Below are 14111 nucleotides of genomic sequence, written 5' to 3' on the forward strand. Positions count from 1 at the left end.
TCGTGTTAAAAAACTTTTACCCGTGTTCAGAATTTTGCTCCGTCTGGTTTGGTATGGCAGGAAAGAGGAAGAATAATTGTTTTCAATCTGAAAATCAACAACAATCCCGGCAATGCCACGAAGAATGTTAGAAGATAAAAGATACTCCAACCAAAGGCATCTACGACAAACCCGGAAGTGGGTGTTATGATTACCCTGCCTACAGAAGCAAGAGAAGAAAGTAAAGCATACTGAGTAGCAGCATAGCTGCGGTTACATATTGCCATTAGCAAAGCAAGAAAAGCTGTTGTTCCCATACCACCGGTAAAGTTTTCAATCACTACAGTAGCCATGAATAGAGGCATACTCTTGCCAATTATTGCTAAAACCATAAACATGAGATTTGAAATAGCCTGAAGTGCTCCAAAGTAAATTAATGCTTTGAAAAGACTCATCTTTTTAAGAAGAAAACCGGCAAAAACTGCACCAACAATTGATGATACAAGGCCTCCTATTTTGTTCACTGTGCCCACTTCAGAAAGAGAAAAGCCAACTCCTCTGATAAAAAAAGCAGTGCTGAGTGAGCCAGCATAGGCATCGCCGAGCTTGTAGAGAATAATGAACAAGAGAAGAATAAAGCTTTTTTCTCTGTGAAGCAGGTCTCTGAAAGGCTCTATAAAAGATTCTTTAAGATTTCGTGGATGCTGCACTCCTTTTGGTTCATCTGCCCATAGAGAAGCCAAAAGACCTAAAACGAGCAAGGATGCGGTGGCAGTTATCGCATACTTCCAACCAATGTAATCGGCAAGAAGAAGACACAGTCCTCCAGCCACAATCAGAGCAACTCTATAAGCAGTGACCGCAAAGGACGCCCCAATTCCTCTATCCTTTGGAGAGAGAATCTCTGTTCGATAAGCATCAATGGCAATATCTTGAGAAGCTGAAAAAAAAGCCACTGTTAGTGCAACGATACTAAGCAGCAATAGATTTTCCGGAGTAATCATAACCATAGAAACTATACCAGCAAAAATTAAGACCTGGCTTAACAAAATCCATCCTCTCCGTCTTCCAAAAGGAGATATTACATATCTATCCAGAAATGGTGACCACAAAAACTTGACACTATAAGGCAAAGTGAGGGCTGTTAAAATTCCAATGGTTTTAATATCAACTCCCTCTGCAGTAAGCCATGCCTGAAAAGTTCCGCTTACAAAGGGAAGAGGAAGGCCAGAGGCAAAGCCAAAGATGGTAACTACCGTTAAGGTCTTGAGATTTTTTAATCGTTCCATGGAATTTTAACGGGAAGACTTCCCTTTACCTTTAAACCTTCATTGAATAGCTCTAAAAAGGCTGATACGGCTATTTGGTGAAAGTCATAGGTAAGTATTATGGTCTTCGCTTCTTTGAAAAATCTTACCACATAAGGATTGCCAAAAGATACAACAATTGCATCCTTCGTAGATACCATCTTTTTTATCAGAGACCTCTCCTGCTCGCCTATATCGAACTCCTTACCCCCACCTCTGATATTCGTAAAAATTGCAATCAAAGGAATCTGTTCTGAATCTTTGAACTGTAGCAAATCGTATACTCCACCGAAGTTATTGAAGAACAAATCTTTTACTGAAGAGTCATAAAAGCCTGCAAGATAAGGGGTTACCCTATGCCTTCTAATATCTCCCAATTCATTTTTTACCATCGTAAAAGTTTTTTTAAATACTTCAAGGGTAGAAATTTCATTAAAATCAGTCACAAAAAACCTATCAGATTTTCGGTCTAAGCAGATAAGATTTTTTCTAAGCAAACTAACTCTCTCAAGGGCTTGTTTAATTCTTTCATGAGAAATTAAACCTTTTTTGCAGGCAAAACTGATATTTTCCAAACTTTTGTAAGGGTCTTCAGGATGAAGAATTACGTCAGCTCCTGCCTTTAATGCAAGAGTCTCAGCATGTTCATATCTATCAAGGGCTTTCATATTCATTGCATCTGTAAAAACAACACCTTTAAAAGACATCTTATCCCTGAGCAGATTGTTCAAAACTGACTCTGAGATTGACGCTGGCTTATCATCAAGTTTGCTAACCAACAGATGACCTGCCATAATAGACGAAACACCCGTTTGAATTGCCTTTCTAAAGGGAGTAATATGTTCATCAATGTCTCCGCTTAAAATGGGAAGCGCCGTATGAGAGTCTAATCTTGTGCTTCCGTGACCGGGAAAGTGTTTTCCGCAAGTTTTTAGTCCTCTTGCTTCAAGGGTTTTTATGACGAAACTTCCATATTCTGCAACAACCTCTGGTTCATCAGAAAAAGCTCTCGTGCATATTATGGGATTGTCAGGTTCTGTGTTCACATCCAAGACAGGCACAAAAGTCAAGTTTATCCCTAAATTTAAAGCCTCCGATGAAACAACAGAGTAAAGACTTTCAAGCTCTGCTCTTTCATTCTTAATATCAAAACCTGCTCTTATTGCCATCTGAGAAGGTATTAAAGTAGCACCTTTTATCTGCTGTCCCACACCTCTTTCAATGTCAGAGGCAATAATTAAAGGAGTTTCAGACAAGCTTTGAAGAAAGGCAAGGTACTCCTTTACATCCTCGTAACTTCCGCCAAAGATTACAAATCCTCCTATGCCGTCTAAGACTAATTTTTCAATGTATTTTCGATATTCTCGATTACAGACCTCCTCACCGTCAAGTCTTGCGACAATAAGACTCATTATGTCCCTAAAAAATTTGTCCATGAAAGAATATTATGAAGAAGAGAACTTTAAAGATTCAAGGAGAAACAAATTCTGAGAGACTTGAAAAAACGCTCTTAAAAAAGATTTTCCTCTGACTTGAAAGCCTTTAGAATTCGAATTGACACAGGAATTAACTGATTTTCTATGTAGTAGTCCATGTCAATTTTTGATATGTCTGCCAATTCTACAGGGTATGCCCTTTCACTTATTGAACCATGACCTTTCTGAATTATATATCCCACCACACTACCCTCACCTACGGGAATGCCCTTTTCAGCAAGCTTTTTAGCTGCCATTACATGCGGAGCTATTAGTTTATACTCTGAAATTGGTTTTGATAGTTGCTCATATACAACAAAGTCTCTCAATTCATACTTTCCTTCTCTCAAAGCTTTTACTCTATCATCAAGATAACGAAAAGCTCTTTTTATGTCCTCATCAATGAGGCATATCTTAAGTATTTCCTGCTGGGTTTCTCTTGCATATCTTGAAATGTCTCTTCTCACTACTTCAAGTCCTCTTACTTTTAGCCTACCCTTTGAATCTAAAAGGGCATATCTCTTCTTGGCCATACCGCCTTTTTCTCTTGGAACAAAAAGCCCCTTAACATAGAAGTCTTCTATGTCAAGCCTCATTACTCCTGGCAGTTTTTCATTGATTTCAGTTATGAATTGCTCAATTGGCTCTCTTTTACCGTCAAATTTTAGAAATGCCGAGTCCGTATCACCGTAAATTGCATGAAACCCTCTTTTCTCAGCTTCCTTAAGAACTTCCTTTATCCAGTATCTTCCCAAAGAAGCAGTAGCCTCAGCGCATTCCTTCGAATACCATCTACTTGCAGGATAGGCAAAATATCCATAGGAGGCGTTCAAAACTGTCTTAAGAGCTCTCTGTCTGGTATTGAAAACTACATATTCATGAGAGTCTGGGTCAAAGCTTTTGAGTTTTTCTTTCAGCACAAGCCTCTCCTTGAAAAGCTCCTCTATTGCCTCTGCCTCAAAGCCTCTCTTGTTTTTACAAAACCAGTAAGGAGAGTCTGGAATTTTGTATCCGTTTTCCTTGCAACAGGAACAGTTAAGAGTATCTATAGATATATTGTAGGATGCTATTATGGAAGGATAGAGAGATGCAAAGTCTACTACTGCTATATTTCTATGGATTCCTGCTTCAGGCTCTTTTACAAAACCGCCCTCATAAGTTTGTTGTTGGCGCTCTTTTATCTGGTCAAACTTTGGCTGATTTGGGATAACTCTGTTTTCTGCTTTCGCCCTTTTGATGTAATACCACTCTACGAGCTGACTGTAGGGCATTCTTGAAGTATCGAAAAGAGACTGTCCTGTTATCCGTGTCAGTTCTTCAATCTCCGGAAGTAAAATCTCAGTGAGCCTGTATACAAGCTCGCTGTCTTTAAGACAGTATCTTGCAAGTCTATTGAGTTCATGCTTCTGACCTACGGCTTGGAGTATGTCTTCATACTCCATATCAAGTTTTGTATCTCCGAGAAGTTCATGGGCTACGTTTTTAAGAGTAAGTTGCTCACTCTGAAGAATGGAGGAAAGAATGTTAAATACGAAATTAAATATGTCTATGTGCACTCTACCCTTTATGCGAGCTGTTGTAAATCTTGCTCTCTTTGAGAGACTAATCCCCGAGCCATCTCTTGAAATTGGGCTTATATTTACTTTTAGCTGTTTTGCTCTCTCTCTTAGAATGGGCATATCATAAAGGTCTGTATTGTAACCGACCAATATGTCCGGGTCATACTCAGCTATTGTCTTTATAAATTCATTTATCGCATCCCTCTCTGTCTCAACTACTAAAACATCCTCCCTATAGTTAGCTTTCTGATAAGTTATTACCTTTGATAATCCTTCGCCGTAAAGAGAAATCATCACGATAGACGGCAATCCCCTCTGGACTTCAACTACTTCAAAATCAAAGGCAAGGATTTTTAATTTCTTTGGTTTTCTTTCAATCTTTGCAATCTTTCCTACTCTGTTATTCTCAATCTCCAAATCCAACCATTGAAGGCACGAAAAATCTCTTTCAGCAAGGTATATCCTTGAAGCACCAATTTGATATTCAAATTCATCTATAACCGAACCCGAACCTCCCCTACTGGCTTCCATTGATTTTATTTCATCCCTTACTTTTTGTAAGTCCGTATGTTTTTGAGTGTAAATTTTCAGAAATTTTCTCTCTGTTCCGTAAAAGACTTTTTCTACTTCTTTTATCTCAATGACAGGAAGTTTTTTTGTTCTGGCAAGGTTCTCTATTTCACTTTTCGCTTTCTGTATATCCGAGGGAAGAACAAGAAAAGATGGCCTGTAGGATGAGTCAATTATTCTTTTTGCTTGTCCCTCCTCAGATAAGCCAAATAATACTATCCCCGCATCGGAGTCATCAATATCGAGAAGATATATAATCATTACTGCCCTTGAGGTATGATTATTTTTACCGCCGTCCCTTTTCCTGGCTCACTCTCTATGTTCAGATGCCAGCCATGCGCTCTTGTGAGATGTTTTACAATAGCAAGACCAAGACCTGTTCCACCAAATTGTCTCGACCTTGCCTTATCTGCCCTGTAAAACCTCTCACCTATTCTTGGTAAATGCTCTCTTGGAATGCCAATCCCCGTATCTTCAACGGCGAGAATAAACTTTCCATTGCTTTTGTTGAACTTCACTTTTACATATCCTTCATCTGTAAACTTAATGGCGTTGTCGATAAGATTTATCAGTATTTGCATTAATTTATCCCTGTCTGCTTCAATTACACTTCCTTGAGGAATTTCTTGCTGCAGAACAACTCCTTTCTTTTGAGATTTTTCAGCAAAAATCTGAAATACAGAGGCAACTAACTCTTTAATATCAATCCTTTCCTTCTCAATTTTTATCTCTCCTGCTTCTATTCTTGAAAGAGTGAGAAGGTCTTCTATTAGAGCTGAAAGCCTGTCCGTCTGAGTTTTGATTACTTCTATGAATTTCCTTGCATTTTCCCTGTCATCTATAGCACCGTCAAGAAGGGTTTCGGCATAGCCTTTTATTGCTGTTACTGGAGTTTTTAATTCGTGAGAAACATTGGCAACAAAGTCTCTTCTTATATTTTCGAGCTTTCTTATTTTTGTTACATCGTGAAGCAAGACAATCAAAAACTTAACCTGTCCTTCTTGGCCGATAACAGGCATTGCTCTTGCAAGAATAAATATTTCTTCGCCACTTTTCTTAAGCGTAAGTTCTTCCTCAACTTCTTTTTTCTCCTTAAGGGCCTTCCTGAGAAGATTTAAAAGGTCAATATTTCGGATTACTTCCATAAAATGCTTGCCCTCGGGAGATTCCTCTGGTCTTATGAGTTCTCTAAGACTTTTATTTGCAAAGAGTATATTGCCCTTGAGGTCAATTATTAAAATCCCATCTGAGATTGACCTCAGAATTGCCTCAAAATTCTCCGCTGAGATTATCTGAGGATACTCTACATTGGAGTCACTCTTCTGGAATTCGTTCTTTTGTGAAAGGCTTCTTATCTTAGAGGCCATTATGAAAATGACCAACATCATCAGAAGAATTATTATTATGCAGAATTCCATTTTATGCCTCTATGTAGTATCCAATGCCTCTCATGGTTTTTAAATACTCTGGATTGTCAGGGTCTTTTTCTATCTTCATTCTCAGCCTTCTTATATGAACATCCACTGTCCTTGAGTCAACGTATATATCCTGTCCCCAGACTGCGTCCAGTAGATGGTCTCTGCTAAATATTTTATTAGGTCTTTCCGCAAGATAAAGAAGAAGTTTAAACTCCGTAGCTGAAAGCCTTATGGGAGTGCCCTTAACGGTAACTAAATATTTTTCCTTGTCAATTATGATATCGCCAATTTTTATTACCTGTGCTACTGTCTCTGACTTTGTCCTCCTAAGCACTGCTTTTATTCTTGCCGTTAACTCTCTTGGACTGAAAGGTTTTGTAACGTAGTCATCAGCTCCCATCTCAAGTCCCATAATTCTGTCAAGCTCTTCTCCTTTAGCAGTGACAATTATTATGCCCGTATTCTGCATATTCGGATTATTTCTTATGAACTTGCATATTTCAAGCCCCTGCACATAGGGCAACATTAAGTCAAGGACAACTAAATCATAAACTTCTTCTTTAAGTTTGCTCAAAGCTTCCTTTCCATCAAGGGCAATATCAACTTGAAAGCTATCCTTTTGGAGTGCATAGGCTATTAATTCAGCTATCTCCCTTTCATCTTCTATGACAAGAATCTTTTTATTCATACTAAAGCCTTGCGAAGTTGTTCTGGTGTTATCTCAAAATTTATCTTCATTTTTCCTATTTCCTCTGGAATTACCATTCTAATTTTACCATGAAGATTTTTCTTGTCAAGAAGAACTGTCTTTATTAAGGCTGCCGGTTCAATTAAAGCAGGCATCTCAACGGGCAAGCCAAAATTTTTTAAAACTGCCCTTATTCTCTCAAAGTGATTTTTATTCAGAAAACCGAGTATGTTTGCCAGCTTTGCCTCATAGACCATGCCGATTGATATGGCCTCTCCGTGAAGATAGGAACTGTAACCAGTAAGCGTCTCTATGGCATGACCTAATGAATGTCCGTAGTTTAAAACTGCCCTAAGCGAGCTTTCCCTTTCATCCATAGCTACAACCTCAGATTTAATCTCGCAGGAGCGTTTTATAAGCGAAATCAGAAGAGATTTGTCCCTCTTTAAAATTTTATCCCTGTTGCTTTCTATTAATTCAAAAAATTCTTTGTCCCATATTATGCCGTATTTTATTACCTCTGCAAGACCAGATAAAAACTCTCTTTCAGGAAGGCTGTCCAGCGTATTAACATCAATCCATACAAGAACAGGCTGCCAGAATGTGCCTATCATGTTCTTACCAAGGCTATGATTAACCGCTGTTTTTCCTCCAACAGAGCTATCAACTTGGGCAAGAAGTGTAGTCGGTATTTGAACATAAGGAATTCCCCGCATATAAAGGGAGGCTACAAAACCTGTTATATCTCCTATCACTCCTCCTCCAAGGGCAATGAGACAAGATTTTCTGTCAAAACCGCTTTCAAGCAGTTTTGTAAGGATGTGATAAGCCCAGAAAAAATCCTTGTAAGTCTCACCATCGGGAATGACAATAAGAGAAACTTCAAAATTCTCCTTTCTGAGAGAGGATATGACTTGTTCTCCGTAGAGTTCAAAGACTGTTGGATTGCTCACTAATGCTATTTTCTTGCCTAAAGGAAATCTTAACAATCGCTCGCCTATGTTAGATAGATTTTCTTTATCAATTAAAATCTCATAACTCCGTTCACCCAACTCAACTCTAATTTTTTCCATCAGTTATCTCCCTGTATATATTGATTATCTCTTCTGCTATCTCCTCTGGAGTAAGGTTTTCAGTGTCAATCATATAGTCGGCCTTTTCGTAGAAAACTCTTCTTTTATCCATTAACTCCTTTATTTTAGCCCTTACATCAGGAGACTTAAGAAGAGGTCTATCATCGTTGTGTTTCACCCTTTCAAAAACTGTATCTGCAGAGGCATTAAGACAAAACACAACGCCTTTTTTTCTCATGTTTACCAGATTTTCCTCCTTTAAAATCGCTCCTCCACCTGTGGAAATAACCTGACCTGTTTTTTCGGTCACATGGCTTATCATGGCAGACTCTATGTCTCTGAAACGAGCCTCTCCGAATTTCTCGAAAATCTCCGATATTCTCATGCCCATAGCTTTTTCGATAAGTTCATCTATATCAACAAAGGGGTAGCCTAATTTTTTAGAAACAATCTTACCTACCGTTGTTTTCCCCGTTCCCATAAAACCAGTAAGCACGATGTTGTGCCTTTTTCCCATAAGACAATTATAAAATATTCCGGCTCTTGCTGGCTAAAATAATCCCTTTCAGAGCTTTTCTTCTTGCGATTTACTTACCTTTTCGATGTTGTAAATTTTTCAACAAATTATACATAATAATATCACTCAATTTATCCATAATCTGGAGGAGAGAAATGTTAATCGTTCAAAAGTATGGAGGCACTTCTGTTGCAAATATTGAAAGAATAAAGGCTGTTGCTGAAAGAGTCTCGAAAACTGCTAAGGAGGGGCACAAAGTTGTAGTAGTTGTCTCTGCAATGGCAGGAGAGACAGATAAATTAATAGGACTTGCAAATCAGGTATGCGAAAATCCACCTGAAAGAGAAATGGACTTGCTTCTTTCATCAGGAGAAAGGGTTACCTCTGCCCTTACTGCAATGGCACTTCACGGATTAGGACACCGGGCAATTGCTCTTACAGGACGACAGATGGGAATAATAACAGATGCAGTTCACACAAAAGCAAAAATTGAAAAGATAATAGCCACAAGAGCTGTCAAAGCCCTGGAAGAAGGATATATCGTAGTAGTGGCAGGTTTTCAGGGTATTACGGAAGATGAAGATGTAACAACTCTTGGCAGAGGAGGCTCAGACCTTACAGCTGTAGCAATTGCCGCTGCCTTGAATGCCGATTTATGCGAAATATACACCGATGTAGACGGAGTTTACACAGCAGACCCAAACATCGTTCCCAAAGCAAAAAAGCTTGATAAGATATCCTATGAAGAAATGCTTGAACTCGCATCCCTTGGTGCAAAGGTTCTTCAGACAAGGTCTGTGGAATTTGCCATGAAATACAATGTGCCTGTAGTGGTTCGTTCAAGCTTTAATTACAATCCCGGAACCTTAGTAACAAAGGAGGATAAAGATATGGAAAAAGTGGTAGTATCAGGTATTGCCCACGATAAAAATCAGGCAAAAATAACCATAGTAAAAGTTCCCGACAAACCTGGAATTGCCGGAAAACTTTTCAGAACCATTGCCGATGCCAATATTGTTGTGGACATGATAGTTCAGAACATAAGCAGTGATGGAAAGGCGACGGATATATCATTTACCGTTCCCAAAACCGATGCAAAAAAAGCTCTTGATATAACCGAAAAACTATGCAAAGAGCTTGGCGCTGAAAAAGTATTGCTTAATGAAGGCATTGCCAAGGTTTCAATAGTCGGAGTTGGAATGAGAACCCACTCTGGAGTGGCTGCTCAGATGTTTGAGGCTTTAGCAAAGCATGGTATCAACATAATGGCAATCAGCACCTCAGAGATAAAAATATCCTGCCTAATCGACGCAAAATACACTGAGCTTGCCGTGCGAGTTCTGCATGATACATTCAAGCTTGGCGGTGAGTAATGGAGTTTCCATCGCCTAAGGGATTTGAATACGCCGTAACAGAGGCAGGTATAAAATATCATAACAGAAACGACCTTGCCCTTATTTTCTCAAAAAAACCTGCTCAAGTTGCGGGAGTGTTCACAACTAACCAGATTAAAGCAGCACCGATAAAATTATGCATGAAGAGAATAAAGTCTGGCGTTGCCCAAGCAGTTATAATTAACAGCGGCAATGCAAACGCATGCACCGGTAAAAAGGGAATAGAAGATGCTGAGGAGATTACAAAAAAAGTTGCCGAAAAACTGGGCATAAATCAAAGTCTGGTCTATCCTCTTTCTACTGGCGTGATTGGTAATCCTATGCCTATGGAGAGAATTATTCCAGCGGTGGACAAACTCATAGAAAATATCGGTAAAGCAGAACCCATTCAAATAGCCCAAGCCATGATGACTACCGATACATTCCCCAAAATGTTCTCAAAACAGATTGAAGCGGAAAATGGTATAATCACCGTTCTTGGAATATGCAAAGGAGCAGGAATGATTGCTCCAAATATGGCAACTATGCTTTGTGTTATTCTTACGGATGCCAAGATTGACTCTGAAATTCTTAAAGACACTCTAAAATTCGCCGTATCTGACAGTTTTAACTCTATTACGATTGATGGTGACATGTCAACAAATGACACTGTGCTTTTACTTGCTAATGGAGAATCGGAAACAGCAAAAATAGACAGAAAAAGTAAGTTGTTTAAAGTTTTCAGGGAAGCAATTCATGAAACCTGTCTCGAGCTCTCAAAAATGATTGTGAAAGATGGAGAAGGTGCGACTAAGTTTATCACTATAAATGTGAAAGGAGCTAAAACATCATCAGATGCAAGGAGAATAGCCAAAACAGTTGCAAACTCTCCTCTTGTGAAAACAGCCTTCTACGGTGGAGACCCAAACTGGGGAAGAATCATTGCTGCCATAGGTTACTCTGGAGCATCTGTAAAGGAAGATAAAATTGAAATTTACATGGGTGGTGTATGTCTTTTTTATAGGGGGTTGCCGACCATGAAGGAAACTGAAATAGAAGAATTATTAAAAGAAAGGGAGATTGAAGTCTTAATAAATCTAAATGAGGGGCATGGAAAGGCAAGAGTTTTTACTACTGACCTTTCAGAAGAGTATGTGCGGGTAAACTCTGCCTATAGAACATGAGATTTGTTTTATTGACAATATCTGCTGAAATATTCTATTTTTAACTGCAATGGGCTTTTTAAGATCCTTTAGCGTGCTTGTTGTCTCTGACGAGGCAGAAAAGCTTTACAAAATATTCGACTCCATAGGCATTACTCTCAGAAAAACGAGTAAATCTAAGACTTCTTCATCAACAACACTATACCTATACGACATTGCCTTTCTGGACATAGACTCTGAAGGATGGGAAAAAAGACTTTTAGAGTTAAAACAATACATGCCTGTAATAGCCTTCGGTAAGCCTCAGATTGAAAAAGCTGTTAAGTCCATGAAGCTTGGAGCATTAGACTTTCTTAAAAAACCTTTAAAAGACGAATCGGTAAGAGAGATTTTCCAGAATTTTAAGGATAAACCAAAAGTTGAAATAGATGGACTTATTGGAATTAGCAGAATAATGGAAGATGTATACTGTGGAATAAGAAAAGCTGCCCTTACTGATAGCAATGTTCTCATAACAGGCGAGTCTGGAACAGGAAAAGAACTCGTTGCCAGAGCAATTCATAATCTAAGCGAAAGGCAGACTAATCCCTTTATAGTCATAAACTGTTCAGCCATACCAGATACACTTCTTGAGTCAGAACTTTTCGGTTTCGAAAAAGGTGCTTTCACAGGCGCAAACTACACTAAAAAGGGGCTTGTAGAGTGGGCAGATGGAGGAACTCTCTTTTTTGACGAAATAGGCGATGTATCTCCTCTATTTCAGACTAAAATATTGAGAGTTATTCAAGAGGGAGAATTCATAAAAATAGGAGGAAGTCATCCCATAAAGGTAGACGTAAGATTTATCGCTGCTACCAACAGGGACTTACCAAAAGCATGCCGAGAAGGTTCTTTCAGAGAAGACCTGTTTTACCGATTAAATGTAATTCATATTGAAATTCCTCCACTGAGAAACAGAAAAGAGGATATTCCCTCTTTAACCGAATTTTTTATTAAAAAGCATTCAGCTAAAAGAAAAGACTTATCTATTAAAGGAATTACTGAAGAAGCTCTTGATACTTTAATGAATTACTCATTTCCAGGAAACGTAAGAGAGCTGGAAAACATAATTGAACGGGCTATAGCCTTTACAAACTCCTCTGAGATAACCGTAAAAGACCTTCCGGCCTATTTAATTAAAACTTCTGCCACAAAGAAAACCCAGCAAGGCAGCTTACGGGAAGCATTAGACCTTTTCGAAAAAGAGCTAATATGGTCTGCCCTGCAGAAAAGCAGAGGAAACATCTCTAAGGCAGCAGACCTACTGGGAATACACAGACAGCAGCTTCAAAGAAAGCTAAAACAATTTAAAATCGCCACATAATTTTTATCTGAAACAAATAGTTGCATCTCCAACAAGCTAAATAAGGTTTTCTAATGCCATTAATATAAAAAATGAAACAATCTGTTGCACTATATCTTTTTCTTTTAGGAAAAAGCATTGACATTGTTGAATTTAATTTGTGGCATCTGTATTGCATCAAAAAATGATAATGCGAAAGGTGTGGAAAAAAATGAAAGATTTGCTTGTATCAATAACTTTTTCAAAACCAAAGGAGTTTGACAGACTTCAGAGAAAGTCTGAGAAAAGCAAAAGGAAGGGAGGTGAGAAAAAGAAAGGCTCAAGATGTAATTCGTAATCTTTTAATCTAAAAAAGAAAATTAAGGAGGAGGCTGTGGGATGAGTAAATTTAGAAAACTTTACGAACTTATGATGGCCGGTGCCATATACCAGGCCAAGTGGGAAAAACAGATGTCCGATAACATCCTGAAAAACAAGAAAAGACTTCTTATTCTGATTGCTCTTCTATCCCCCATACTGCTTGTATCATTTCTTGGTGCAGCAGATTTTCTCGGCGGAAAATCTGCTTACGCACCATCTCATTACACTACAACAGTATTTATCGCATCAATAGCTGTAGGACTTGCAGCAGGACTAATCACGGGCTGTATCGGTGCAGGCGGTGGATTTATCATTGCTCCTGCATTGATGGCCGCAGGAGTTAAAGGAATTCTGGCAGTCGGAACAGACCAGTTTCATATCTTTGCAAAAGCCATAATGGGAACGGTTATACACAAAAAACTTGGTAACGTTTGCGTTGGACTTGCAATTGCTTTTGTTATTGGCTCTATATTAGGAGCAACAACGGGTGGATATATTCAAAGGTCCATATATAACTGGGACCCTGTAGCAAGTGAGGCATTCATAAGTATAGTATACGCTATAATACTTGGTTTTCTCGGTTTTTATGGTTTGAGAGACTATATTAAACTTAGCAAGGCCCGCAAAAAAGGTGCACAGGCTGGTGGAGATGCCCATGGAGATGCTCATGGCGGTCCAATGACAACAACTCAACTGGCCATTAATATTCAGAAGATTAATATCCCTCCAATGATTTCCTTTGACGAGGACTTTGGTGGAAGAAGAATATCTTGGCTTTTTGTCGCAGCCTGCGGATTTCTCGTAGGTCTTCTTGCAGCCGTGATGGGTGTAGGCGGTGGATTTGTAACATTCCCACTGTTTGTCTATGTTCTTGGTGTCTCTACGCCTACAACAGTTGGAACAGATATTCTTCAGATTATATTTACTGCCGGTTACTCCTCCATAACCCAGTATGCCATCTATGGTTATGTTTTCTATACACTTGCAATGGGACTTCTGCTTGGCTCACTCATTGGAATCCAGATTGGCGCACTTACAACAAAAGTTGTTCCCGGTATGGTTATAAGAGGATTCTGGGTTCTTACAATTCTGGCAGGTTTTGCAAACAGAGCAAGTGTTGTTCCTGACAAACTAAGAAGTCTTGAGATATGGAATGTCTCAAAAGAATTATGCGATATAATCATACTCGTTGGAAATGTTGTATTCTGGATAGCTGTTGGAGGCTTTGCCGTATGGGTTATGGGAAGCTTCTTTAAGAATTTAAAAGCCTTTAGAGAGGAGGGATAA

The 14111-nt window shown here is 38.9% G+C and carries 12 protein-coding genes; 5 read left to right on the plus strand and 7 right to left on the minus strand.

Annotated features, from left to right (window positions below):
- Window positions 1-26 precede the first annotated feature (26 nt).
- From ACZ430_RS03545 to ACZ430_RS03575, 7 genes are all read right to left on the minus strand, one after another.
- Window positions 27-1268 (minus strand): AmpG family muropeptide MFS transporter, encoded by a 1242-nt coding sequence (locus ACZ430_RS03545; protein ID WP_297212009.1) that lies wholly within the window; start codon window positions 1266-1268, stop codon window positions 27-29.
- A complete protein-coding gene (locus tag ACZ430_RS03550; protein WP_464910703.1) occupies window positions 1256-2698 on the minus strand; it encodes a glycoside hydrolase family 3 N-terminal domain-containing protein in 1443 nt (480 codons plus the stop codon). The genes ACZ430_RS03545 and ACZ430_RS03550 overlap by 13 nt, the downstream gene beginning before the upstream one ends.
- 98 nt (window positions 2699-2796) lie before the next feature.
- Window positions 2797-5151, minus strand: coding sequence for a DNA-directed DNA polymerase (locus tag ACZ430_RS03555; RefSeq protein WP_464910704.1), 2355 nt, complete (start codon window positions 5149-5151; stop codon window positions 2797-2799).
- Entirely contained in the window at window positions 5151-6308 is a 1158-nt protein-coding gene (locus tag ACZ430_RS03560) for a sensor histidine kinase (protein WP_464910705.1), read from the minus strand. The genes ACZ430_RS03555 and ACZ430_RS03560 overlap by 1 nt, the downstream gene beginning before the upstream one ends.
- A gap of 1 nt (window position 6309) precedes the next feature.
- Window positions 6310-6996, minus strand: coding sequence for a winged helix-turn-helix domain-containing protein (locus ACZ430_RS03565; protein ID WP_297211999.1), 687 nt, complete (start codon window positions 6994-6996; stop codon window positions 6310-6312).
- Window positions 6993-8069 carry a 3-dehydroquinate synthase gene (gene aroB, locus ACZ430_RS03570; protein WP_297211997.1) on the minus strand — a complete coding sequence of 359 codons (1077 nt, stop codon included), beginning with the start codon at window positions 8067-8069 and terminating at the stop codon, window positions 6993-6995. The genes ACZ430_RS03565 and aroB overlap by 4 nt, the downstream gene beginning before the upstream one ends.
- A complete protein-coding gene (locus ACZ430_RS03575; protein ID WP_297211994.1) occupies window positions 8056-8586 on the minus strand; it encodes a shikimate kinase in 531 nt (176 codons plus the stop codon). Before ACZ430_RS03575 ends, aroB begins: the two co-directional genes overlap by 14 nt.
- Window positions 8587-8741: 155 nt before the next feature.
- On the opposite strand from ACZ430_RS03575, the gene ACZ430_RS03580 reads away from it, so the two are divergent.
- The 5 genes from ACZ430_RS03580 (at window position 8742) to ACZ430_RS03600 (ending at window position 14111) form a co-directional block, all read left to right on the plus strand.
- Window positions 8742-9959 (plus strand): aspartate kinase, encoded by a 1218-nt coding sequence (locus tag ACZ430_RS03580; RefSeq protein WP_464910706.1) that lies wholly within the window; start codon window positions 8742-8744, stop codon window positions 9957-9959.
- On the plus strand, window positions 9959-11143 hold the full coding sequence (gene argJ / locus ACZ430_RS03585; protein WP_297211989.1) for a bifunctional glutamate N-acetyltransferase/amino-acid acetyltransferase ArgJ: 1185 nt from the start codon (window positions 9959-9961) through the stop codon (window positions 11141-11143). Before ACZ430_RS03580 ends, argJ begins: the two co-directional genes overlap by 1 nt.
- A gap of 49 nt (window positions 11144-11192) precedes the next feature.
- Window positions 11193-12485, plus strand: coding sequence for a sigma-54 dependent transcriptional regulator (locus ACZ430_RS03590; protein WP_297211987.1), 1293 nt, complete (start codon window positions 11193-11195; stop codon window positions 12483-12485).
- 190 nt (window positions 12486-12675) lie between these two features.
- Entirely contained in the window at window positions 12676-12801 is a 126-nt protein-coding gene (locus ACZ430_RS03595) for a hypothetical protein (RefSeq protein WP_440871069.1), read from the plus strand.
- Window positions 12802-12842: 41 nt separating this feature from the next.
- Window positions 12843-14111, plus strand: a complete 1269-nt coding sequence (locus tag ACZ430_RS03600) for a sulfite exporter TauE/SafE family protein (protein WP_297211981.1) — start codon at window positions 12843-12845, stop codon at window positions 14109-14111.

The organism is Thermodesulfovibrio sp. TK500a (assembly GCF_055381765.1).

What these genes read in the sequence shown, in the direction of transcription:
- ACZ430_RS03545 (WP_297212009.1), bottom strand. Translation starts at nt 1,268, where the DNA reads ATGGAACGATTAAAAAATCTCAAGACCTTAACGGTAGTTACCATCTTT.
- ACZ430_RS03550 (WP_464910703.1), bottom strand. Translation starts at nt 2,698, where the DNA reads ATGAGTCTTATTGTCGCAAGACTTGACGGTGAGGAGGTCTGTAATCGA.
- ACZ430_RS03555 (WP_464910704.1), bottom strand. Translation starts at nt 5,151, where the DNA reads ATGATTATATATCTTCTCGATATTGATGACTCCGATGCGGGGATAGTA.
- ACZ430_RS03560 (WP_464910705.1), bottom strand. Translation starts at nt 6,308, where the DNA reads ATGGAATTCTGCATAATAATAATTCTTCTGATGATGTTGGTCATTTTC.
- ACZ430_RS03565 (WP_297211999.1), bottom strand. Translation starts at nt 6,996, where the DNA reads ATGAATAAAAAGATTCTTGTCATAGAAGATGAAAGGGAGATAGCTGAA.
- aroB (WP_297211997.1), bottom strand. Translation starts at nt 8,069, where the DNA reads ATGGAAAAAATTAGAGTTGAGTTGGGTGAACGGAGTTATGAGATTTTA.
- ACZ430_RS03575 (WP_297211994.1), bottom strand. Translation starts at nt 8,586, where the DNA reads ATGGGAAAAAGGCACAACATCGTGCTTACTGGTTTTATGGGAACGGGG.
- ACZ430_RS03580 (WP_464910706.1), top strand. Translation starts at nt 8,742, where the DNA reads ATGTTAATCGTTCAAAAGTATGGAGGCACTTCTGTTGCAAATATTGAA.
- argJ (WP_297211989.1), top strand. Translation starts at nt 9,959, where the DNA reads ATGGAGTTTCCATCGCCTAAGGGATTTGAATACGCCGTAACAGAGGCA.
- ACZ430_RS03590 (WP_297211987.1), top strand. Translation starts at nt 11,193, where the DNA reads ATGGGCTTTTTAAGATCCTTTAGCGTGCTTGTTGTCTCTGACGAGGCA.
- ACZ430_RS03595 (WP_440871069.1), top strand. Translation starts at nt 12,676, where the DNA reads ATGAAAGATTTGCTTGTATCAATAACTTTTTCAAAACCAAAGGAGTTT.
- ACZ430_RS03600 (WP_297211981.1), top strand. Translation starts at nt 12,843, where the DNA reads ATGAGTAAATTTAGAAAACTTTACGAACTTATGATGGCCGGTGCCATA.